We start from the raw sequence: 21,887 nt of genomic DNA, 5'->3' as shown, positions 1-21,887 counted from the left end.
GGTTAGTTTCCGGTCACATCCCGCCCTGGCTAGTTTGCGAGGACAATTCCACGATGCGTTATCTGATAGCCGCTGCGCTGTTGGCACCGGCGGTGTTGTTGGGCTGGCCGGCCGCCGCCGAGCCGCCGTCGTGCGCGAGCCTGGGCGGCAGCGTCGAGGCCGGCCAGATGTGCCGTCTGCACGCCACCGGTGCCAACTACATGCTCACCATGACGTTTCCCACCGACTACCCGGACCAGCAGGCGCTGACCGACTACGTCACCCAAAACCGGGACGGCTTCGTCAACGTCGCGCAGAGTTCCGGGGGGCGCGACCAGCCCTACCAGCTGGAGGCCACCACCGACCAGCGCAGCGCCGGCCAGCCGCCGCACAACACCCGCAGCGTGGTGCTCAAGTTCTTCCAGGACGTCGGGGGAACGCGTTCGTCGACCTGGTACAAGGCGTTCAACTACCACCTCGGGACGAAGCAGCCCATCACCTTCGACACCCTGTTCCCCCCGGGCGCGACGCCGCTGGACGCCATCTTCCCGATCGTCCAGCGCGATCTGGAACGCCAAACCCCTTTGGGCGCCGCGATTTTGCCGTCGACCGGGCATGACCCGTCGCACTATCAGAACTTCGCGATCACCGACGACCAGCTGATCTTCTACTTCGCCCCGGGTGAGATGCTGCCGGCGTTCGGCGGGCCGGCCCAGGCGCAGGTGCCCCGCAACGCCATCCCGCCGCTGGCCATCTAAGTCGCGATCGCAATTATTGGGCTACGGCTCAGACCGGCCCGGCCCGCAATTCCATCGCGACGGCCACCGCCGCCAGCGCCACCTGCGCGAGGCAACCGATGATCGGGACGAAAAAGGCCCTTCGCTTGCGCACCAGCAGATACACGGCGACCACGACGTCGACGACCAAGAGCGCACCGCCGCCCCAGGTGCCCAGGTTCATCGCCCGGTCGATCCAGGCGGGATCGCCGCACTTCTGATAGCTGCACGGGTCGGTGCTCATCACCAGCAGGCCCAGCACCACAAAGGTCGCCCCGTAGAGGCCTCCATGGATGACCAGCAAGACCAGGGTCGCCACGATGTCTGCCGTGCTGGCGCGCCGGCCGTCGGCTGCGTTGGTGGTTGTCGCGTCCTGCGCGGTGGGGTCGTCGATCGGCACTACGGGAGTATGTCCCGGTCAGGCCGGCGCGAAACCGTAGACCTGACCGTCGCTGGTGGTGGCCACCACCCGGCGGTCGGTGCCGACCGCAACCCCCAGCGGGTAGCCGGTGGCCGCCGGCAGCGGATAGCTGTTGAGCGTGTGGCCGTCGCCCGGATCGAAGACCAGCACCGACATCCCGGGCGCACCGTTGGCCGGCGGCCCGCTGACCACCGTGTAGCCGACGCCGGCGCCGGCCAGGCTCGACGACGACAGGGGGACGGTGTCGTCGCGGCGCCACACCTGATCGGCGTGATCGCCGGCGTCCTTGAACGCGACCAGCCGCGTGTCCGGCCCGCCACCGGACACGATCAGCCCCTGCGGGGTGATCGCTGGGGGAGTCTGCGCCAGGAAGCCCAGCGGCGCAGACCACTTCACCTTCGCGTCCGCGGTGCGCAGCGCCCACAGGCGTTGGTCGCGGCCGTTGACGTAGACGGTCGACCCGTCGGCCGACAGCACCGGGCTGGCGATCACACCGGCGCCCACGGCGTCACTGATCCACTCCTTGGTCAGCAGCGGTGTCTGACCGGGGTGGTACTTCAGGCCGACCAGAACCGCGGCCGGGGCCCCCGGCTGCCAGACGCCGAGCACCGCCATCCCGTTGGCCGCCGAGAAGGCGGGGGCCGCCGCCACCGGGCAGCCCTGGCGGGCCGGTGCGCAATCGGCCAGCCCGCGCGTCGCGTCGGTGGGATCGACACCGTCCACCAGATCGAGCGGACTGCTCACCACCTGGCCGCGATGGGAGTCGAAGACCAACACCTGCCCCAGGTGCGTGGCGACCAGCAGCTCACCGTTCCCCAGGAAGCGCGGCGTCGTGGGCATGCCGATCACCGGCTGGCGCCACCGCGTCCACTGGGTCACCGGGAACGACAGGAACGCTCCGGGCTGGCCGACGTACAGGTTGTCGAAGCCGTCGAGCAGCGGGCCGGCGAAACCGCCGCCCTGGAACAACCGCACGCACCAGCGCTGCCGCCCGTTGTCGTTGTTCTCCCACTCCATCAGCGAACAACCCGCCGAGGTCTGGGCGTTGAGTGCCAGATAGCCGCGCGGGCTCAGCGCCGGGCCTGCGGCCAGGCTGCCCTTGACCGACCGGGTCCACTGCAACGACAGCTTGGTGGCCCCGCCGGTCGTGGTGTAGCTGCTGTTGGCGGCGTCAGCGTATTGCGCCGGCCAACCTTGTGCGGCCGTCGCGTCCACCCACGAATCGGTGTTGCCGCAGCCGTTGACCCCCGCCATGAGCACCGCCGCCAGCAGCACAGATGAGCAACGCCGAAGCCGATGCGGGAGATGTCCGGCCAGCACCTGGTTTCCCAAATCCTTCTTCCAACGCGGTCCGCCCGGGGGCGACCCGGCCGTGCGGCATGAGCGGCGATTGAGTACAGGTGAGGGTAACCCGTGGCGGTTCGCGGGCTCGTCATTGACCGCGTTAGGCTTTCCGGCTGTGACGAGCATGTGGGGCGCCCCGGTTCATCGCCGCTGGCGTGGATCGAACCTGCGCGACCCGCGCCAGGCCAAGTTCCTCACGCTGGCCTCGCTGAAATGGGTGCTGCGCAACCGCGCGTACACCCCGTGGTACCTGGTGCGCTATTGGCGGCTGCTGAAGTTCAAGCTGGCCAACCCGCACATCATCACTCGCGGCATGGTGTTTCTGGGCAAGGGCGTGGAGATCCATGCCACGCCCGAGCTCGCACAGCTCGAGATCGGCCGCTGGGTCCACATCGGTGACAAGAACACGATCCGCGCGCACGAGGGCTCACTGCGGTTCGGCGACAAGGTGGTGCTGGGCCGCGACAACGTCATCAACGCCTACCTCGACATCGAGCTCGGCGATTCGGTCTTGATGGCCGACTGGTGCTACGTCTGCGATTTCGACCACCGCATGGACAACATCGACCTGCCGATCAAGGACCAGGGCATCGTCAAGTCCCCGGTGCGGATCGGCCCCGACACCTGGGTGGGTGTCAAGGTGTCGGTGCTGCGGGGCACCGCCGTTGGACGCGGGTGCGTGCTGGGATCGCACGCGGTGGTCCGCGGTGTGATTCCGGACTTCTCGATCGCGGTCGGCGCGCCCGCCAAGGTGGTCAAAAATCGCCAGCTCGCCTGGGAGACCTCGGCCGCACAGCGCGCCGAACTGGCCGCGGCTCTGGCCGACATCGAACGTAAAAAGGCCGCCCGCTAGCGATTTGGTTGCGGCCGGTCGTCGACCTGGAAATGGAAGTTGACGTCGCCGGCATCGACGTTCGTGACGGTCACCAGCACGCCGTACTTTTCGCCATGGTCGATGAGCTGACACCGAAGCATCGCTCCCGCAACGCCTTTCAAATTGTCGGGGCAGGTCACCGAGTCCGGCTTTCTGCCCACCCGCTCGCCGAGTTGGGTGCTGATCGCGTTGGCGACCTGGTCCTTGTCGACCATCTCCACCATGCTGAACTTGACGTCGCTGCCGTCGACGCTGGTGACCGTGACGGTGACGCTGAACGGCCGGTTTTTGACCTTCATTTCACAGTTCACCTGGGCGCCGACTTTCGCGGGCAGGTCGTTCGGGCAGTTCACCGACTCGGGCTTGTTGCCCGCGGCGTCGGCCATCTTGGCGGTGATCTGGCCGGCGACATCGCTCTTGCTCACCGTGTGCGACGATCCGATCGAGCATGAACAGCCTGCGACGAGTGCTGTAAGCCCGGCAGCGGCGGCCGAAACCAGCAGCGTCCGGATGATGCAGGATGTCATTGTTTTCTCGGGATCTGCCATCGACGCCGCGGCTCGCTCAGATGCTCTGATAACGCCGCAGCGCCTCGGCCCGCTCGGCGGCGTGCTCGACGATGGGCTGCGGGTAACCGTCCGGCCGCTCACCCTTGCGCAGATGCGCGTCATCGGCGGAGCGTAGCTCGGGCACCCAACGGCGGATGTAATCGCCTGTGGGGTCGAATTTTTCGCCCTGTGTCATTGGGTTGAACACCCGGAAGTAGGGCGCGGCATCGGTGCCGCAGCCGGCGCACCACTGCCAGCCATGCTGGTTGTTCGCCATGTCCCCGTCCACGAGCTGGTCTAGAAACCATTCGGCGCCCCACTGCCATGGCAGGTGAAGATCCTTGACCAGAAACGACGCGGTGGCCATCCGCACCCGGTTATGCATGAATCCGGTCTCCCGCAGCTGACGCATCCCGGCGTCGACGAAAGGAAAACCGGTTTCGCCGGCCTTCCACGCCTCGAAGCGGCGCTTGGCCTCGGCGCCGGAGTCGGTCCGGATGCCGTCGAAATCGCCGTTCCAGTTGCGCCACGCGCTCGCCGGCCAGTGGTGCAGCACATCGGCATAGAAGTCACGGAAAGCCAACTCCCGCAGGTACGCTTGCGCCCCACCGCTGCGCAGGTCCAGGTCGGCGGCCAGGGTGCGGGGGTGGATGGTGCCGAACTTCAGGTGCGCCGACATCCGGCTGGTGCCTTCGAGATCGGGTCTGTTGCGGTCGTCGGCGTAGCTTCGCAATCCGTTGTCGACGAAGGACTTCCACTGTGTGCGTGCCACCACCTCGCCGGCGGCGACATCGAGCGGGACGCCGGGATCGGGGATTTCGCAGTGCTCGATCCGCAGGCGCGCCGGATCCAGCCAGCGCGTGGACGCCGCGCTCGATTTCGCCGGCTCTCGCCAGCCGGTTGTGCGCCACTGCCGCAAAAACGGAGTGAACACCTGGTAGGGCGAGCCATCCGGCTTGGTGACACGTCCGGGCGCGACGAGATACGGCGACCCCGTCACCACCAGCGGCACCGCGCCCAACGCGGCCCGCACCCGTTCGTCCCGGCGCTTGCCGAACGGTGCGAAGTCTTGCGAGATGTGCACCGACGACGCGCCGATCTCCATGGCGATGCGGGGGATTAGGGTGTCGGGCTGCCCTCGGGTGACGAGCAGCCGGCCGTCCAGGTCGTCGTGCAGCCGCCGCAGTGAGTCACCCAGGAACTGCAACCGGCGCCGTCCCGACGAGCTTTCCAAACGCGGATCGAGCACAAAGCAGGCGAGCACCTCATCGCACTCGGCCGCGGCGAGCAGCGCCGGGTGATCACCGAGCCGCAGATCGCGGCGAAACCATAACAGCGCGGGCAATATTCGACCCCCTAACGGTTGAGCCGCCAGATGTGGGTGGACAGGACTGTCGCGAAGCCGCACCACACCGGATAGGGCAGTAGCGCCAGCCCGCCCCGCGGACTGGCGTCGGCCGTGCGCCTGACCAGGTCGGCACTGCTGGCCGTCAGCGCCGCGGCACCCACCGCAGCCGCGCCGAGCTTGTGGTACCGAAAGAAAAGCCAACTCCACCCGGCGTTGAGGAGCAGATTCACCACGAGCGCCGCGGCGTAGTTACGCGCCTTGTCATGCTGCCCGGTTGCGCGAAACCGGTCGAGGGCCACCGCCGACGTGGCCGCGATGTCCGCGTAAAGAGTGGTCCACACGGTGGGGAAGGCGGCGGGGGGCGGCTGGTATGCGGGCTTGCGAAGCCGCGAATACCACCACGAGGCGGCGTCGGCGCTGGCGACGCTGCCGGCGCCGGCGGCTACCGCGACGCCCAGGGCTGTCGCACCCAAGATCGATTTGTTCACGGTGTACTCCGTTCGCATTGGGCCTGATCCGCTTGCTGCTCAACGGGTTCGGTGTAGGAAGGGCTGTTGGGCCACCAGATCCGGTCGCCGATGAGGGCGAACAACGCCGGGATGACCAGGGTGCGCACCACGAAGGTGTCGAGCAGGATGCCCAGGCCGACGATGATCCCCAACTGGGTCAGGACGATCAACGGCAACACCCCGAGCACGCAGAACACCGCGGCCAAAACGATGCCCGCGCTGGTGATCACGCCGCCGGTGGCCGAGACGGCGCGCACCATCCCATCGCGGGAGCCGTGCTGCGCGGACTCCTCGCGGGCGCGGGTGACCAGAAAGATGGTGTAGTCCACGCCGAGGGCGGCCAAGAACAAAAACGCGAACAACGGCGTGGTGTTGTCCAGTGCCGGAAACCCGAAGACGTGGATACTCGCCCAGCCGCCCATGCCCAGCGCGGCCAGCGCACCCAGAATCGTCGCGGCCAGCAGGGTCGGTGGCGCGAGGACCGAGCGCAGCAACACGTAGAGGACGACCAGGATGACGGCCAGGATCGCCGGGATCAGCAGCACGCGGTCATGCGCGGCCGCGTCCCGGACGTCGAGGGCCTGCGCGTCGGCCCCGCCCACCAGCGCACCGGCTTCGGCGGCGCGGGTCGAATCCCGCAGTGCGGCAACGACACCGAATGCCCGTTTGGATGACGGCGGTGCGTCGATCACCACCGACCACTTCGTCAACCCCGACGCCGAGCGGCCGGACTCGGTCACCGAGACGACCCCGGGAGTGGCCGCGATCGCCTGCTGCACGGACGACGCGTTGGCTGTGGGGGCGACGACCAGCGTCGGGTTGGCCAGGCCCGCCGGGAAGTGTTCGGCCACAACGGCATAGCCGGACACCGAATCCGCGCGTACGCGGAATTGCTCGGTCTGCGACAACCCGATCCGGGTCCCCCACAAGCCCGTGCCCAGGGCGGCCAGGACCGCGATCGCGACCACCGCAACCAACCCGGGACGACGGGCCACCCATTCCGCCACGCGACGCCAGGCACCGGAATCTACGGCCGCGTCCTCCCCGGCGTGCGGGATGAACGGCCAAAACAGTCGCCGGCCGCACACGGCGAGCAATGGCGGCAGGATCAGCAGGACCGACACCGCGGCGACCACGAGTCCGCATGCCGCCAGCGCTCCCAGACTGCGCGTGCTCGGCGTCGCGGCGAACAGCAGCGTGAGCAGCGCCAGCACCACGGTGGCATTGCTGGCAACGATGGTCGGGCCCGCTCGGCGCACGGCGTGACGCAACGCGTCACGGTGACCGCAATGGCGCCGAAGCTCTTGGCGATACCGAGAAATCAACAACAGCGCGTAATTGGTGCCTGCCCCGAACACCAGCACGCTGGTGATCCCGGACGTGGCGCCGTCAAAGCTCAACCCGGTCCACGACGCCACCGCCGTGCCGGCCGCGGCGGCGACCCGATCGGCGAATCCGACGACGAGCAAGGGGACCAGCCACAGCACCGGGGACCGGTAGGTGGCGATCAGCAGCAGCGCCACCACCGACGTCGTCACCGCGAGCAGGGTGATGTTGGCGTTGGTGAAGGCGCTGGCGATGTCGGCGCCGAACGCCGGGCCGCCGGTGACGTGAACCTGCAGGTCAGCGGGCAGGCCCGTCGCCGCGGCCGTGCGCAGCGCGGTGACGGTGTGATCGAGGGCAAGCCCGGACAGGTTGGCGCTGATCGGCACGATGCCCAGGACGGCCTTTCCGTCCTTCGACGGCAGCGCGGGCGCCGCGGCGCCGCCGGGTTGCGCTGCGGCCAGCGCGCGATCGCGGGCCGCCTGGGCGGCGCCGACGTCGGAAGGGCTCAGCACCGCACCGTCGGCGCGGCTGACCACCACGATCAGCGGGGCGCGGTCGCCGCCGGGGAACTGCCGGGACAGCGCGTCCACTTCGGCCGATGGGGAGTCGTCGGGTAGCGACCGGGGCGACTGGCCGGCAGCCGCGTTCCCGCCGATGAACACCAAAAAGCCGATGCCCAGCAGGGCCGCGACGAGCGCGAGCAGCCACGAACGTCGGCCGGCGACAGCGGTGGCCAAGGGTTCCCACACCACGAACACAACCCTTTCAGTTTGTTAAACATTAATCAACTGAAATGATGCACCGCCATCGCGTCGTGATGGCGGTGCGCAAAGGGGGCACTATGGACATTATGGACGCGATGGAAAGACATTGATGGACGCGATGGTTGCCGGCGATGACCACTGACCGTGGGGCGATGAGGAATCGCAAGCGGCGGCACATCGATGTGTGCCTTGGCGAGCCGGTCGGTTATGAAGGGGTCACCACCGGCCTGGACCGGTATCAATTGCCGTATAACGCCCTCACGCAGACCAGCTTGGGCGACATCGACCTGTCCACCTCGTTTTTCGGCGTCAACCTGCTGTCTCCGATCCTCATCGGCGCGATGACCGGGGGCGCCGAGCTGTCCGGGACGATCAACCGCAATCTGGCGGCGGCCGCGCAACAGCTGGGCGTCGGTATGATGCTCGGCTCGCAGCGCATCATGCTCGACAGCGCGCTGGGGGAGCGCGCCGCGGACAGCTTCACGGTTCGCGATGTCGCCCCAGATGCCTTGCTATTCGGCAACATCGGACTATCTCAACTGGCGAAGGCGGCCGTGCCCGATCTGGCGAAGGCCCTCGATCGGGTCGGCGCCGACGCCCTCGCCGTCCACACCAACCCGTTGCAGGAAGCGATGCAAGACAACGGCGACACCGACTTTTCCGGGTCGGTGGACCGGCTGCGAGAAGCGGCCGACGTCCTCGGCTACCCGGTGTTGCTCAAGGAGGTCGGCCACGGGATCGGCGGCGCCGCGGTGGCGGAACTCCTTGGGGCCGAAGGCAAGCTTCCGATTGCCGGAATTGACGTGGCGGGCGCCGGCGGCACGTCGTGGTCGCGGGTCGAACAGTTCGTGCGTTACGGCGAACTGCGCCACCCGGAGTTGGCCGACTGGGGCATCCCCACCGCGCGTGCGGTCCTGGAGGTGCGCGAGGCGCTGCCCGAGATCCCGTTGGTGGCTTCCGGCGGCATCCGAACCGGGATGGACGCGGCCAAGGCGATCGCGCTGGGTGCCGACGTCGTGGCGGTGGCCCGGCCGCTGCTGGCGGCAGCGATCGAATCCACCGCCGCCGTCGTGGATTGGCTGCAGCCGTTCATCGACGAGCTTCGGGTGTGCCTGCACGGCTGCGGTGCGGCCGACCTTGCGGCGCTGCGCGACGTCGACCTCGTCCGCGTGACGTAGATCCACGCGACGTGGCTGTCATCCTGGCGTACGGCTCGCCGGCACTCGGGCATCTGCTGCCGGTCGGCGCCCTGCTGACCGAACTCGTCCGGCGGGGTCACGACGTTCATGTGCGCACCATGGCAAGCGGCGTCTCGACGATGCGCTCCGTTGGTGTGCACGCCGCGCCCGTCGATCCGCGAATCGAGGCGATCGTCGGAAGGGACTGGCAGGCGCGAAACGCGTTGGAAGTCTTGACCTCATCCGTCGACGTGCTGTGCCGGCGCGCGGTGTTCGAGGTCGACGACGTGCGACGTGCGGTGGCCGAGGTTCGGCCGGATGCGGTCATCGTGGACGCGAACTGCTGGGGTGCCTTGTCGGCCGCCGACGCCGGGGAAATTCCGTGGTTGCTGTTTTCGCCGTTTACCCCGTACCTGCGCTCCCGGGGAGTGCCACCGTTCGGGCCGGGGCTGCGGCCCCTGGCCGGCGTCGTCGGCGAGGTCCGGGACGCCACGGTGCGCCCGATCGTGAGGTACCTGTTCGACCGGCCAATGCTGCCGCGCATCAACGCAATTCGCGCGCAGCTGGGGCTGCCGCCGGTGGAATCTGTGGACGGCTTCATGCGGCGCGCGCCGCTGATGCTGGCCGTCGGAGGGGAGCCTTTCGAGTATCGGCATCCCGGCTGGCGCGATGTGGTGCACCACATCGGCGCGTGCGTATTCGAGCCCACCGAAACCGTGACACCGAGTTGGATCGATGACCTCGACCGGCCGGTCGTGCTGGTGAACACGTCGTCGCTGCGGCAGGCCGACGAACCGCTGGGGCGAATCGCCTTGCGCGCGCTGGCCGACGAGGACGTTCACGTCGTGGCGACGTTTCCGGCGGGCATACCCGCCGATCTGCCTCGGCCCGTCAACGCGACGGTATGCCGGTTCGCGCCGCATGCCGCCATTTTGAAGAAGGCCGCCTGCGCGATCACGCATGGCGGAATGGGGACCACGCTGAAGGCTCTCGACCGGGGCGTACCGGTCTGTGTCGTTCCCTTCGCCCGCGATCAGGCCGAAGTCGCCCGGCGGGTGGAGGTCGCCCGGTGCGGCACCCGCCTGAGGGCGAAAGACCTCACACCGGCGCGGCTGAAAGCGAAGGTGCGTCAGGCAATGACGATGGCGGACGGGGCGCGCCGGGTCGCCGCCGGGTTCGCCGCCACCGGAGGTGTGGCCCGCGGAGCGGATCTGATCGAGCAGCGGCTGTTGGGCCGCACCGTCGAGCGCCCGGTGCACTAGCCGGGCCGCCGGTGCGTCTCAGCGCACCGCGCTGCCGCGGCGTTTCGCCGGGGCGCGCCTCCCCTCCGGGGCGGCGGTCCGTTTGGGATGCGGTGCGGTGAGCGTGGATTCGAAGGTGGACATCGCCTCGGCCATCGCCGTGAAAACCCGGTGGGCGGCGGCCAAGTCGCGGTCGGGCAGGTCGGCGAGGGCGGTATGCAACTCGGCGCCGAGGGGCGTGAAGAATGAGCGCGCCAGCGCCATTCCCGCTTTCTCGTAGCGCAGCAGCGTCTTGCGGCGGTCCTGCGGGTCCGGTTCGCGCCGGACGTGCCCGGCGTCGATCATGCGGTCCACGAGATAGGTGATCGCCGCGGGCGATACATCCATGCGCCTGCGCAATTGCGCCGCCGTCAAAGGCGTTCCGGCGGTTTCGGCGACCATGATGTGCAGCAGCGCGCGGAAGTCGGTGCCGCTGACCTCGTTTTGCCGCGCGAAGTGCCGGCCGATGCGGTCGGACTGTGCTGTGATCGCGCGCATGTCGGCCGACATCAACTTCTCGAGTTCGGCTCGTTCTATTCGCCCGTCAGCGGCGCCGCGCTTGGTCACTTACCCGCATCCTTCTTGCAAGATACGCCGGCCTGCGTTTCGGGACCGCTCTGCGCGGCCTGGTCCGGTCGGTGGCCCTCAGCCTACGGCACCCCTGTCGGATCACCGTGGCTTAGCCGGTGGTTGGAGGCGACACCGCCGCGTCGAGTTGGAGGTCGGCGTGGCCGGTGAGTTTCGAACGCGTCGGTGATTCCCGCTGAGCTGGGCACGAATCGCCGATACGATTCACATAGTTAATAGTCAAGTCGTTGGGCCTACCGACCGCGGCGGCCTGTGGTTTGAACGCGTGCGCCTCGGGTATGTGATGGGCGATGACCGTGATCGAGACGTCGCAACGCCTGCGGCGCACCCAGCGCAAAGCGCTCCGCCTGCAACGGCGTTTGTGGCTTGCCCAACTGGCCATGTGGCCCGCCGCGATCGTGTTGGCGGCACTTGTGCTGGTCGCCGGGTGGCTACTGTGGCGGCGGTCAGCCGCCCGTGCCGACGGCCCGCGTCCGGGGCCGCAGACTCCGCCGCGCGAGGACGCACCATGACACGCCCGCCGCGCTGAACGCCAAGGCCTGCGCGGCACCGATGCGCCCGGTCGGCACGAAATGACCTGCGACATACTGGTCGACGAAGCCCGACGCCGGCAGCGGATCCATCTTCGCGCGACGGCGCGCCCACGATTCCAGCGTCGTCAATGGGCACGGAAGCCTGAGCGCGACAACCGCGATGCCCCAACCGACGGCCGGCACGTGCAGCACCATGGTGCGCGGCCAGCGCAATGCCAGAAAGCCGCCGCCAGGCACATACAGCAGGTACGCAAGGTGCGCGCCGACGGTCACTGCGACCGCGGCAGCATAGCGCCTCGTGGCAGCCGAGGCGGACCCGGGTGCGGAACTGATCCGACAATTCTTGCACGGGCGCCGCACCGCTGTGGGTCATCCGCGTGCGGTGCGTACCTGATAGCGGCGCTCGGCGTAGGCGAGGTCGTCGCGCCAGAGCCTGCTGGACGCGACGCGCATGAGCGGTGTGATCAGCGGCGCCAACCGAGCGGCCCGCTTGAACCCGGGCCGCCCCGAATGTGCGATGGTGGCCTCCAGAACGGCGGTGCGGGGACGGCCGTCGGGGCCTAAACCGATTGGGGTGGCATGGGTTTCGACGACGCTGCCCGACCCCTCGCCATCCACGATGCGCATGACGATCGTGCGGGCCTCCGGGCAACTGAACTCCGCGACGACGGGCACCCCCAGCCGTCCCATCCGGAAGGTCACCGCCACCATGAAGCGGTCGGCCTGTTCTGTCGGCGTGGTGAGCACCTCGAGGCGGGTGAACGAGTACGGGTGAAACCAAGCGCCGTGCCACGGATCGAGCCGGTTGGCAATGATGTCGATCGGCTCGCAGACGCCATCCATGCTGGCGACGGCGGCCAGGGTGTCGCCGGTCGGCCGGTCCGCAATGACCGGAAGCTCCAGTGGCGCCTCCCGTCCGACCGCATCGAGGCGCACCCAGACCAGGGTGCCGTCGTCGTGACCGGGTAGTGGGCTCCAACCGAATTCACGGGCGCGCCCGTCCAGGGTCAGCCCGTGCCACCGGCACACCAGCGCGCCCCGGTGCACCTTGCCGGTGGCGAGGTCGGCCCCCAGATGCGGGCAGGTGCGCGGTCCCACGCACAACCGGTGCTGCTCGTCGCGCCAGGCGACAACCTCGACCCCGGCGACACGCGCGCCGAACGGCCGCCCGCCGACCACCTGGCGGCTGGCGGCGAACGCATACCAGTTGCCGGTAGGTCGGTGCTGGGAACGTCGCAGCGCCGCCTCGATGATGGCGGGTTGTGCGTCGCGATAGGTCGGGTGCTGATCGGCCCACGACACGCGCGGGATCACCTGCAGGGGCCAGTCTTTGGACCGTGCCCGCAGGCTTTGCAGCTGGTCGCGGATATTCATCGCCGGGTGGCTCTCTCGCGGGTGGCGAGCCATCGCAGCAGTGGTGAGCGGCCGTGGGTGGGCACCGTGGACAACGGGTGTCCGGCCAGTCCCCAGCGTTGCAGCAGTTGGTTCGCGGCGCACCAGCCGGTGGTGGCGGCGCGCTCCATCAGCGCCACCGGCAAGTCGATCCGGATGGCGTCGCCGGCCAACATCAGGCCCGGCGCCGGGGTGATCACCGCTGGGCGGTCCGAAAAGGTGCCCGGCGCGAAAAGCGGGCAGTCGCTGCGGTGCAGCAGCCGCTCGTGAACGATCTGCGCCGCCGCTGTTTCCGGGTACACCGAGTGCAGCTGGCGTAGCGCCGCGGCGCGTGACGGCGCCGAATCCAGCGCGTAGGAATGCAATTCGACCACGGAACCGTGCTGCGCGCGCGCCCACGTGCTGGCCTCGCGTTCGTAGCGTTCCAACACGCTGATGTTGTCCAACGGCTTGTGCCCGGCCGTGCCCAGAAACGCCGGCCGTCGCGCCGAGACGGGACGGTCGAGCCAGAACCGGTGCACGGCGAACGGCGGCGCGGTGTGCAGCCGCGAGATCTGGGCCCGCCAGTCATCGGTGCCCAGGCCGCTCGAGGCGGCCACGATCCGCTGCAAGCCCGCGACGTCGGTGGCCAGCACCACGGCATCGACGTCGAGCTGCTCGTCGGAATTGGTGTGCACGCGAAAGCCGCCCGCCGGGTCCGCGTCGATGCTCAGGGCGCTGGTGCCGAGCCGAAACCGCACCGCGTGCCCTTCGAGGTAACCGCACAAGGGCTGCCACAACGCGCTGTCGTAGTTCGCGCGCGGGACGTCGAAGATCAGGCCCTCGGCCGATCCCAGGAAGTAGATGTGGAACATCGTCGCCAACTCGGCCGCGGACAGCCTGGCGGGGTCGGCGAAGAAGCTGCGGGAGAACACCTCGAACGCCAGATGCCGTGCGGCCTCGGGGAATCGGATGTCCTCGAGGAATGCCGCGGCGTCGGTGTGGTCGAGGCGCTCGTAGGTGCCGGGCACCGACACCGCGGCCAGCGGCGCGGCGGCGCGGGCGTCGATGCGGGTGAAGTCGCGAAGCCGAAACGTCGGACTCCGCGCCGCGAAGACGATGGCGTTCCACGGCGGGGTGCGCGGTAGTCCGCGGAAGCTGTCGCGCCGTCCCGCCCCGTCGATGAGCGGGTAATCCTCGACGGCGCTGAGCATCCGCAATCGGGGATCAATCCGTCTCAGCAGGGCGCGCAAGTTGTAATACTGCCGGAAGAACGCGTGGAAGCCGCGGTTCATCGCGAGGTCGACACCGCCGTCGCGCTCTGTCCAACCGCCGACCCGACCGCCGAGGTAATGCTCGCGTTCGATGACGTCGACGGCGACGCCGCGCTCAGCGAGTCCGGTGGCGGCTGTCAGGCCCGCGATCCCGCCGCCGATGACGGCGACCCGGGGGCGCGACGGCAGCGCACCGGCGTCAGGCAATCCCGTTGGTGCGGGCAGTGTTCGGCGGCGACGATCGGTGGGCGCGGTCATGACGGCGCATCCGCCAGAAAGGTGTGCACGATGTTGGCTTCCCAGCCGGGCATGGTCTCGCTGTGCACGGCGGTGAAGCCGGCGTCGGCGAGGCGGGACCGGAACCGCGCGGCGCCGTCGAACGCCAGCACGCTGCGCCATAGGTAGCGATACAGCGCGGTGTCGCGGGTGCGCCACCACCCGGACGGGATGATGATGCCCCAACAGACCGCGTGCCAGATGCGGGTGGCGGCGCGGGAGTCGCGCACCGAATACTCGTGCACCGCCAGGGTGCCACCCGGGTGCAACAGCATGCGGAACTTGCGCAGTTGGTCGTCGCGGTCGGCGACGTTGCGGATCAGGTAGGCGGCCAGGATGCCGTCGAATGGCCCGGTGATCCCATGCTTCGCCAACTGTTCGACGGGAGTGTGGACGAAGCGCACCGTCGCGGGCCAGTCCTTCGCGCGCGCCGCATCGAGCATTCCGCGCGACGAGTCCACGGCGACGATGTCGGCTCCGGGCGCGACGGCGAGCAGAGCCGCCGTCGACGCCCCCGTCCCGCACCCGGCGTCGAGCAACCGTAAGCCCTTGCCGCGGGCCGGAATCCGCATCCGGCGCGCGGACAACAGCAGCTGCTCGTGGTAGCCCGGGCTGGCGCCGACCAGCCGATCGTAGGCCGCGGCGCCCGCGTCGAACGCGGCTGCCAGGTCGGCGGGGGCGGGCCCCGCATCACCGACGCGCACGTTGCCGTTCCCACAGCAACAGCACCGCGGTGACCAACGCGAAGCCGAACAGAAAGTCTTCGACCGGAATGTCGAACGGAAAGCGCAGCCCGCTCAGCTGCCGATCGTCGTAGATGACGATGGGCGAGCTGAGCTTCGTCAGCCATCCGTCGACCGGGATCTGGAAGCCGAGGACGATCAGCATCGACAGCCAGTACGCCGGCCGGCGGAAGAGCCCGGTGCGCAGCACCGCGAATTCCAGTGCGCAGACAGCGAATACCGCCAGCGCGGCGGGCAGGGCGTAGCCAAGGCCGGTCATCGCCGGTGCACCTTTGCCAGGATGGCGCTCACGGCGTTGTAGGTCAGCAGCGCGCATGCGGGAATGACGAGAAAGAACAGCACCTCCTCGATCGGCACCCGAAACGGGATGCTCAAGCCGCTGAGGTACGCGCCATCGTAGGTCCACACGTGTGCGGCGACCGCGATCTCGTCCCAGACCAGGAACACCGCGGCGACCGGAAGTACCGCCTTGAGGAAGCGTCGCCATTGCCGGTAGACGCCGGGTCCCAACGTCTCCAGTGGCGCGGTGATCAGCAGGCATGCGGCCAGCACCGCGAGGTATTGCCACCGATCGCTCATGCGGCCCCCGAGTTGACATCGTCCCGCTCGCCATTTCGCGCCCGCCACGACCGTATCAGTCCCGCACCGGCGACCCGAAGCCGTCGAGCCTTGCTCACGGTGGCCCGGCGGTCGAACACCGCGAACTCGCTTCTTTCGATGCAGTCCAGGATTTCTGCGTACAACGCGGCCGCCGTTGCCACGCACGGCCGTGAGCGACGCGCGAGGGTGGCGATTCCCGCCGTAGCGAATCGATAAGTCTGACGGGCAATTTCGTGCTGCGCGGCCAGGGCGCGGCGCACCCGGGCGTCGGTACGGCGGTGCGTGTGACACCACTCCAACAGCTCCCGATCGACCCCGTCGGCGGCGAGTTCGTCGGCCGGCAGGTAAACCCGGCCGCGCACCAAATCCTCGTCGACATCGCGCAGGAAGTTGGTGAGCTGGAAGGCCCGGCCCAGCGCCGCGGCATAGGGCGCGGCCTCCTCGGCCGGCGTCACCGTCCCCAGGATCGGGAGTACTTGCAGCCCAATCGCTTCCGCGGAGCCCCGCATGTAGAGGTTGAGCGCTCCGCGGTCGGGATAGTCGGTGACCGTGAGGTCCATTCGCATCGACGTCAGGAAGTCCTCGAAGAGCCCGGCGCTGATCTGGTAGCGCCGCACGGTGTGGGTCACCGCCGCCACCAGCGGATCGTCGAGGTGAGAGCCGTCGGAGAAGAAGCGCTCGGACAGTTGCTGCAGCCGCCTGCCACGACTGGAAATGTCTGTCTGCGGATCGAGGTCGTCGAGGATGTCGTCGGCGTAGCGGGCGAAGCCGTACAGCGCGTGCACGGGTGGACGTTGGTCGGGCGCAAGCAGCCGGGTGGCCAGGAAGAAGGTGCGGCCATGGGCGGCATTGAGTTCCCGGCACCGGCGATATCCCTCGCGCAGCCGCGGATCGTCGATTCCGGCCGCGGCCAATTCGCTGCGCATCATGGCGAACCGGCTTTCATGTCGAGGTTGGCCCTTGAGCGCTTGGCAACGCCGGTGATGCGGTCCGCGGCGAGGCGCCCGGATATCAGGGTGGTCGGCACGCCGACGCCGGGCACCGTCGAGGACCCGGCGAGCACCGCGTTGTCGATGCCACCGACCATGTTGGCCGGACGGAACGGGCCGGTCTGGCCGAAGGTGTGGGCCAGCGCGAACGGGCTGCCGGCGGCCATGCCCTGGCGAGCCCAATCGGCGGGGGTGACGACGTCGAGAATCGTTGCGTCCTGCCCCAATCCGGGTAGCAGCCGGTCCGCGACGTGTGCGATGAGGTTGTCGGTGTAGGCGGCGCCGGCTCGTGACCAATCGATGGAGCCCCGCTCCAGGTTCGGCGCCGGGGCCAGGACATAGAGCAGATCGCGTCCCGCGGGAGCCAGCGCTGGGTCGCCGGCCGTCGGGCGGGTCACCAGTAACGACGGATCGGCCATGACTCGGCCGTCGCGGATGATGTCGGTGAAGGTCTGATCCCATGCCTCGCCGAACAGGATCGTGTGGTGGGCCGTGTCGAGAGCAACCGTGGGACAACCCAGATGAACCACCACCGCCGACGGTGAGGCTCGCAGCCGCACGGCGCGACGCGGTGTGCGGCCCAGCAGCGCGTAGGTCTGGGGCAGTTCGGTGGTCAGCACGACCGCGTCGCACGAGATGCGCCCGGCCTGTTCGGTGAGTACGGCCCTGACCCGACCGCCGGATTGTTCGAGCGCGGTAACCGTTGCGCCGTAACAGAATCGGACGCCGGCATCGGCGGCGCCGGCGGCCAGCGCGTCCGGCAGCGCGCGCACGCCGCCTCGCGGAAACACCACGCCCGAGATGGTGTCCATGTAGGCGATGACCGCGTAGACCGCCAGGGCGTCACGCGGCGCCACCCCGGCATACAGCGACTGAAAGGTGAAGATCCGCTGCAGCCGCGGATCGCTGATGTGCCGCTTGATCATGCGGTCCCATTTGCGGAAGCCGCCGATCGCGGTCAGCTGCGCCAGCTGTGGGGTGAGCAGCGAGAGCGGGGAATCGAAATTGGCACCGATGAACCCGTCGAATTCGGTGCGGTACAACCTCGTCAGCCACTCCCGTAGCCGCCGGTAGCCCGCCGCCTGCCCGGCGCCGGCGAACTCAGCGATCGCGTCGGCCATCCGCTCTGCGTCACTGTGCACATCAAGCGCGCAGCCGTCGGCGAACACAGCGCGGTAGGCGGGATCGACCGTCAACAGCTCCAGCCGGTCGGACCGGGTCTCGCCGACGGCCGCGAACGTCTCGTCGATGATGTCCGGCATGGTGAGCACCGTTGGCCCGGTGTCGATCCGGTACCCGTCGATGTCGAGCCGGCCGGCCCGCCCGCCCGGCCATGGCTCACGTTCCACCACGGTGACCGCGCGCCCCCGACCGGCCAGGTGCAGCGCCGCGGACAGGCCGGCCAGGCCGGCGCCGATCACCACGACGTGGTCGGCGCGTCCTTCGATAGTCCGCATGGTCAGCGGACTCCCGAGTCGCTGTTACTCATACGGCGCGATCCGTACAGGCCGCGGCCATGTCGGCCAGCGCGATGCGAACGGGTTCCCCGATCGGCGAGTCGCCGAGGTGGGCGCGCGCGGAAGCGACGCGGTCGCTGATCATCTGTTCGATCAGCCCCACGGCCCCGGTCTCGATGATCAGCGCTTTCCACCTGTCGATCGCGTCGTCCCCGAGGGCTTCACGATTCGCCAGCTCGGTGAGTTCACGACGGGTCGACGGGTCGGCCAGTTGGTAGGCGGTCACCACGACGCTGGTTGCCTTGCGCTCGAGCAGATCTCCCGCGCCGGGCTTACCCGTCACCGCGGGGGACCCGAAGACGCCGAGCACGTCGTCGCGGAGCTGGAACGCCTCGCCGACGGCGCGGCCGTAGCGGCCCAGTTGGGACAGCGTGTGAGCGTCGCAGCCGGCCATGGCCGCCCCGATCTCCAGGGGCCGGCGCACCGTGTAGTTGCCCGATTTACGCCGTGCCACGTCGAGCACGAATTCCAGCCCGGGCGCCTGCCGCGCGTCGTTGGTCAGGTCGGCGAACTGTCCCACGGCGAGCTCGGTGCGCATCGCGTCATAGCGCGGCCACGCCCGTTGCAGCCGTCGGGGGTCGAGTCCACTGTCGCGCAGCATCTGCTCGGCCCAGATCAGGCACAGGTCGCCGAGCAGGATCGCGGCCGACTCGCCGAATCGCCGTGAGGGGCCGGGCAATCCGCGCTCCCGGTGCCACTGCCCGAATTGCCGATGCGCCGACGGGCGGCCGCGCCGCACGTCGGCGCCGTCCATGACGTCGTCTTGCAGCAGCGCGAAGGCGTGCACCAACTCAAAACTCGCCGCGGCCCGCAACGCTGCCGGGTTTGGCGGCGCACCGCACAGCCACCCCAAGTACATGAACGTCGACCGCAGGCATTTGCCGCCGGAGACGAAGTCGGTCAGGATGTCGCCGACCGCTTCGATACCCGCCCCGCCCAGTTCGGCGACGCGCCGCTCGGCGACAAACTCGGCGACCTCGACCAACACCATCCGCCGCAGGTTCGACCGCCACTCGCCGAAGTTGTCAGTGCCTGAGCAGCCCGTCACCGCCGGCGGTGACGCGGCGGCGGGCGAAATTGACAAAGCTCCCATGGTGCCCAAGCGCTCCCTCCCGGACGGCCTGGAATGACCGGGCCTGCGGTCCGGTACACGCGGTCATACCCACCGACGAGGCGGGCAAACCACGGCGTGAGCCACCAGGCTCCGCCCAGCTCCGCCCGGTAGGACATACCGCATTGTTCAATAACTTAAACATTCATTTTGTGAAGCTCGGCCGTCCCGCGCCGGCCGAAGCGGCGACCGCCGGCCTTGCCGCGCCATCCGCAGGGTGGAACCTCGTGATGGGCCGAAACACTAACTCGTGCAGTGCTTTAACGCGGGTGGCATCACGAAGCGGCGCTGCGGCCGACCTGAATCCGCGGCCGTCGAAGCCGAGGCAGGTCGGCCAGCAACCTTCGCCGCGCCGCAAGCATGTCTTCGATGGCTTGAAAGGCTTCCGGTACCGAGTCGGTGGTCGCCAACCCGTTGTCGTGCACAATGCGCAGCAGCGGCCGCAGCGCCGTGCCGGTGACCACGCTGCAGTGCACGCGCGCTTTGCGGAGCTCGTCGTTGACGAACAGCAGCGCCTGAAAGCCGTCGACGCTGATGAAGCGCAGCCGGCTCAAATCGACGACCACGGGGGTCTTGAGCCGGGCGAAGCTGCGAATAGCTTCGGCGAGGTCTTTTGCATTCGAGGCATCGATCTCGCCGTCGATGCGCACCACCGTGGCGAGGCAGCGCGCATAGACGAATACGTGTGCCCTGGCGAATTGGGCCATGTGGCGACAGCGTGCGGGATCATGGTGGTCCGCCGAATTCGCGGAGTGAGGAGCAGCCATTGCAGCGCCTATCGGTGGTGGTGAAAGGGGAGTGACCAGTGTTTGCACACCGCTCCCGCTAGAGACGCAGCTGTGAACTCAACCTGACAGCAGCCTAGCGGCGACGCCATCGCTCAGTAGCAGCGTTTCGTTTTTTGGCCGGTGGGCGCGGCGGCCCGGCCGCTGGTGAATCCGGTGATGAAAGCGCGTTTGGCCGCGCGGCCGAAGGGTATACGCGGGCCACGTCACAAACGCGACGAATCCCTTGACGGACGCGAGGGGTGGTGCGGCCCAATGGAAAAGCTCGGCCGCCGCTGGTGGCGGTTAGCGGTTGTGCCCGCTGCCACGATGATGCTCATCGGCACGCCGGGATGGGCCGGCGCCGACCCAGGAATCACGGTGTTTCCGGGAATGGAGATTCGCCAGGGCAACGCGGTGTGCATGCTCGGAATGGTCGAGCCGCGGCTCCGTGTTGCCCTGACCAGCGGCCAATGCGACGGTGGGCAGTCGATGGTGACTGACCGCGACCGCAAGCCGATCGGCGACGTGGTCCTCGGCCGACGGCAAGTCGACACGGACTCGGCTGCTGACGCCTCGATGCTGCCGGTGGAATACGAAGTCATCGCTCTTGCAAATAATGTCACGGCCTCGGATGTGTTGCCCACGGGCCGCCAGCTGCGATCCACGCCCGGGCTGCGCGCGCAGCCGGGTCTGCCCGTGTGTCAGCTGCGCCGCTCGACCGGGCAACGCTGCGGCTCCGTCAGCACGGTCGCCAACGGCCGTTTCGCCATCGCCGACATGGTGGTGGACGGTCGTGACTTCGGGGGCCCGGTCTACGCCCTGACCGACGACAACAATGCCGTCATCGTGGGGCTCTACGAGGGAATGTTCAGGTCCTCGCCCCAGTTCGAGTCGTGGCAGGCGGTCATGGCGCAGGTCTACATCGACAGCCACTCCGCGGGCGCGCAGCAACAGTTGCCCGCTCTGCGCATGATCAACTGGCACACCGGCGCTCACGCTTTTGCCGCGCCGTAACTGTCCCGCGGTCCCAAGCACAGGGGGGCGCAGGGCGTGTTTCCGGCGGCGCAGAACGGGAACTCGCCGCCGGTGGGTGTTTTAGATCTTGTGACGGTGCCGTTCCAGTGGGGCTCCGCGATCCGGGGCAAGCGGTTGTTTCATCCCAGCGGCGTGCTGGCGGAAGGCTTCGTCGAACGCGTTGCCCCCGTGGGCCAGGGCTTGCCGATGCCTTCGTCGGAGGTCGTTGCCCGAGTGTCCAAGGCCAGCGGCACGCCCGGGCCGCTGCCCGACTTCATCGGCCTGGCCTTCCGGCTACCCCCTGCGGATCCCGCGGCCACGCCCTGGGACATATTGCTGGTCTCGTCGGGATCCGGGGTGCTGTCCCGTGCGGTGGCGCTGCGGCCGACCGCGTCGTGGAGCGGTCAGACCCTGACCACGCTGATGCCGTCGCACTTTCAGGGCAACAATTGGTGGCTGCGAGCCCGGACTCCGAACGACATCGGCGGCACCGGCCTGTCGCTGGACAGCGTCCGCGAGCGCCTCGAGCGCGGGAAGATCGAGATCGCAGTCGACCAGGCTTGCGGCAGAGGTGATTTCACGCCATTAGCGCACTTGACGCTGACGACCGCCGTCGATCCGGAACGACATCAAGACGTGTCGTTTGATCCGGTGGTCAACACCGCGCCCGGGGTGAGCCTGCGCCCGCGCTGGCTCACCGATCTGCGCGCCCGCGCATATCGGCAGAGCCGTGAGGGTAGGGATGCCGATGAATAAC

General features: G+C 68.7%; 23 protein-coding genes. 6 read left to right on the top strand and 17 right to left on the bottom strand.

The window, feature by feature from the left end; translation table 11 throughout:
* Positions 1–53: 53 nt before the first annotated feature.
* Positions 54–737, top strand: a complete 684-nt coding sequence (locus A5775_RS02055) for an esterase (RefSeq protein ID WP_067246638.1) — start codon at positions 54–56, stop codon at positions 735–737.
* Between the two features lie 28 nt (positions 738–765).
* Here A5775_RS02055 and A5775_RS02050 read toward each other — a convergent pair whose 3' ends face one another.
* Positions 766–1,155, bottom strand: coding sequence for a DUF6264 family protein (locus tag A5775_RS02050; RefSeq protein WP_067246635.1), 390 nt, complete (start codon positions 1,153–1,155; stop codon positions 766–768).
* 18 nt (positions 1,156–1,173) lie between these two features.
* Positions 1,174–2,451: a PQQ-binding-like beta-propeller repeat protein gene (locus tag A5775_RS02045; RefSeq protein WP_067246632.1), complete on the bottom strand. Its 1,278-nt coding sequence runs from the start codon at positions 2,449–2,451 to the stop codon at positions 1,174–1,176.
* A gap of 184 nt (positions 2,452–2,635) precedes the next feature.
* On the opposite strand from A5775_RS02045, the gene A5775_RS02040 reads away from it, so the two are divergent.
* Complete coding sequence (locus tag A5775_RS02040; RefSeq protein ID WP_067246629.1) at positions 2,636–3,373, top strand: acyltransferase; 738 nt, start codon at positions 2,636–2,638, stop codon at positions 3,371–3,373.
* Here A5775_RS02040 and A5775_RS02035 read toward each other — a convergent pair.
* From A5775_RS02035 to A5775_RS02020, 4 genes are read right to left on the bottom strand one after another with little or no spacing between them, the layout of a single operon-like run.
* Complete coding sequence (locus A5775_RS02035; RefSeq protein ID WP_067246623.1) at positions 3,370–3,921, bottom strand: DUF4333 domain-containing protein; 552 nt, start codon at positions 3,919–3,921, stop codon at positions 3,370–3,372. The genes A5775_RS02040 and A5775_RS02035 overlap by 4 nt on opposite strands.
* A 37-nt stretch (positions 3,922–3,958) precedes the next feature.
* Positions 3,959–5,287, bottom strand: a complete 1,329-nt coding sequence (locus tag A5775_RS02030; RefSeq protein WP_067246621.1) for a deoxyribodipyrimidine photo-lyase — start codon at positions 5,285–5,287, stop codon at positions 3,959–3,961.
* An 11-nt stretch (positions 5,288–5,298) separates the two neighbouring features.
* Positions 5,299–5,778 carry a TspO/MBR family protein gene (locus A5775_RS02025; protein ID WP_067247200.1) on the bottom strand — a complete coding sequence of 160 codons (480 nt, stop codon included), beginning with the start codon at positions 5,776–5,778 and terminating at the stop codon, positions 5,299–5,301.
* Complete coding sequence (locus tag A5775_RS02020) at positions 5,775–7,877, bottom strand: MMPL family transporter (RefSeq protein ID WP_197512304.1); 2,103 nt, start codon at positions 7,875–7,877, stop codon at positions 5,775–5,777. Before A5775_RS02020 ends, A5775_RS02025 begins: the two co-directional genes overlap by 4 nt.
* A gap of 143 nt (positions 7,878–8,020) precedes the next feature.
* Here A5775_RS02020 and fni point away from each other — a divergent pair, with 143 nt between their 5' ends.
* Positions 8,021–9,067, top strand: coding sequence for a type 2 isopentenyl-diphosphate Delta-isomerase (gene fni, locus A5775_RS02015; RefSeq protein ID WP_067246617.1), 1,047 nt, complete (start codon positions 8,021–8,023; stop codon positions 9,065–9,067).
* A gap of 11 nt (positions 9,068–9,078) precedes the next feature.
* Positions 9,079–10,329, top strand: coding sequence for a glycosyltransferase (locus A5775_RS02010; protein ID WP_067246614.1), 1,251 nt, complete (start codon positions 9,079–9,081; stop codon positions 10,327–10,329).
* 18 nt (positions 10,330–10,347) lie between these two features.
* Here A5775_RS02010 and A5775_RS02005 read toward each other — a convergent pair whose 3' ends face one another.
* The 11 genes from A5775_RS02005 to A5775_RS01955 form a co-directional block, all read right to left on the bottom strand.
* Positions 10,348–10,914 carry a MarR family winged helix-turn-helix transcriptional regulator gene (locus A5775_RS02005; protein WP_067246611.1) on the bottom strand — a complete coding sequence of 189 codons (567 nt, stop codon included), beginning with the start codon at positions 10,912–10,914 and terminating at the stop codon, positions 10,348–10,350.
* A 467-nt stretch (positions 10,915–11,381) separates the two neighbouring features.
* Entirely contained in the window at positions 11,382–11,741 is a 360-nt protein-coding gene (locus A5775_RS02000; protein ID WP_067246608.1) for a DUF2784 domain-containing protein, read from the bottom strand.
* 96 nt (positions 11,742–11,837) lie between these two features.
* Positions 11,838–12,842, bottom strand: coding sequence for a DUF5914 domain-containing protein (locus A5775_RS01995; RefSeq protein ID WP_067246605.1), 1,005 nt, complete (start codon positions 12,840–12,842; stop codon positions 11,838–11,840).
* Positions 12,839–14,371 carry an FAD-dependent oxidoreductase gene (locus A5775_RS01990; protein WP_067246601.1) on the bottom strand — a complete coding sequence of 511 codons (1,533 nt, stop codon included), beginning with the start codon at positions 14,369–14,371 and terminating at the stop codon, positions 12,839–12,841. The genes A5775_RS01995 and A5775_RS01990 overlap by 4 nt, the downstream gene beginning before the upstream one ends.
* Positions 14,368–15,093: a class I SAM-dependent methyltransferase gene (locus tag A5775_RS01985; RefSeq protein ID WP_067246596.1), complete on the bottom strand. Its 726-nt coding sequence runs from the start codon at positions 15,091–15,093 to the stop codon at positions 14,368–14,370. The genes A5775_RS01990 and A5775_RS01985 overlap by 4 nt, the downstream gene beginning before the upstream one ends.
* Entirely contained in the window at positions 15,080–15,391 is a 312-nt protein-coding gene (locus A5775_RS01980; RefSeq protein ID WP_067246593.1) for a lycopene cyclase domain-containing protein, read from the bottom strand. The genes A5775_RS01985 and A5775_RS01980 overlap by 14 nt, the downstream gene beginning before the upstream one ends.
* Positions 15,388–15,711, bottom strand: a complete 324-nt coding sequence (locus tag A5775_RS01975; protein WP_067246590.1) for a lycopene cyclase domain-containing protein — start codon at positions 15,709–15,711, stop codon at positions 15,388–15,390. The genes A5775_RS01980 and A5775_RS01975 overlap by 4 nt, the downstream gene beginning before the upstream one ends.
* Entirely contained in the window at positions 15,708–16,661 is a 954-nt protein-coding gene (locus A5775_RS01970) for a phytoene/squalene synthase family protein (protein WP_067246586.1), read from the bottom strand. The genes A5775_RS01975 and A5775_RS01970 overlap by 4 nt, the downstream gene beginning before the upstream one ends.
* Positions 16,658–18,178: a phytoene desaturase family protein gene (gene crtI, locus A5775_RS01965; RefSeq protein WP_067246581.1), complete on the bottom strand. Its 1,521-nt coding sequence runs from the start codon at positions 18,176–18,178 to the stop codon at positions 16,658–16,660. Before crtI ends, A5775_RS01970 begins: the two co-directional genes overlap by 4 nt.
* Before the next feature lie 28 nt (positions 18,179–18,206).
* Positions 18,207–19,331: a polyprenyl synthetase family protein gene (locus A5775_RS01960; protein ID WP_197512303.1), complete on the bottom strand. Its 1,125-nt coding sequence runs from the start codon at positions 19,329–19,331 to the stop codon at positions 18,207–18,209.
* A gap of 293 nt (positions 19,332–19,624) precedes the next feature.
* Positions 19,625–20,056 carry an STAS domain-containing protein gene (locus A5775_RS01955; protein ID WP_067246574.1) on the bottom strand — a complete coding sequence of 144 codons (432 nt, stop codon included), beginning with the start codon at positions 20,054–20,056 and terminating at the stop codon, positions 19,625–19,627.
* A 333-nt stretch (positions 20,057–20,389) separates the two neighbouring features.
* Here A5775_RS01955 and A5775_RS01950 point away from each other — a divergent pair, with 333 nt between their 5' ends.
* The gene (locus A5775_RS01950) at positions 20,390–21,130 is read left to right on the top strand and encodes a hypothetical protein (RefSeq protein ID WP_067246571.1); all 741 of its coding nucleotides are present in this window, start codon (positions 20,390–20,392) and stop codon (positions 21,128–21,130) included.
* A 72-nt stretch (positions 21,131–21,202) separates the two neighbouring features.
* Positions 21,203–21,886 (top strand): phosphodiesterase, encoded by a 684-nt coding sequence (locus tag A5775_RS01945; RefSeq protein WP_067247197.1) that lies wholly within the window; start codon positions 21,203–21,205, stop codon positions 21,884–21,886.
* Position 21,887 lies beyond the last annotated feature (1 nt).

Origin of the sequence: Mycobacterium sp. 852002-10029_SCH5224772 (assembly GCF_001667315.1) — a bacterium.
GTDB lineage: Bacteria > Actinomycetota > Actinomycetes > Mycobacteriales > Mycobacteriaceae > Mycobacterium.
The sequence above is the reverse complement of the archived record's forward strand: the minus strand, read 5'-3'. Positions and strand labels throughout refer to the sequence as shown.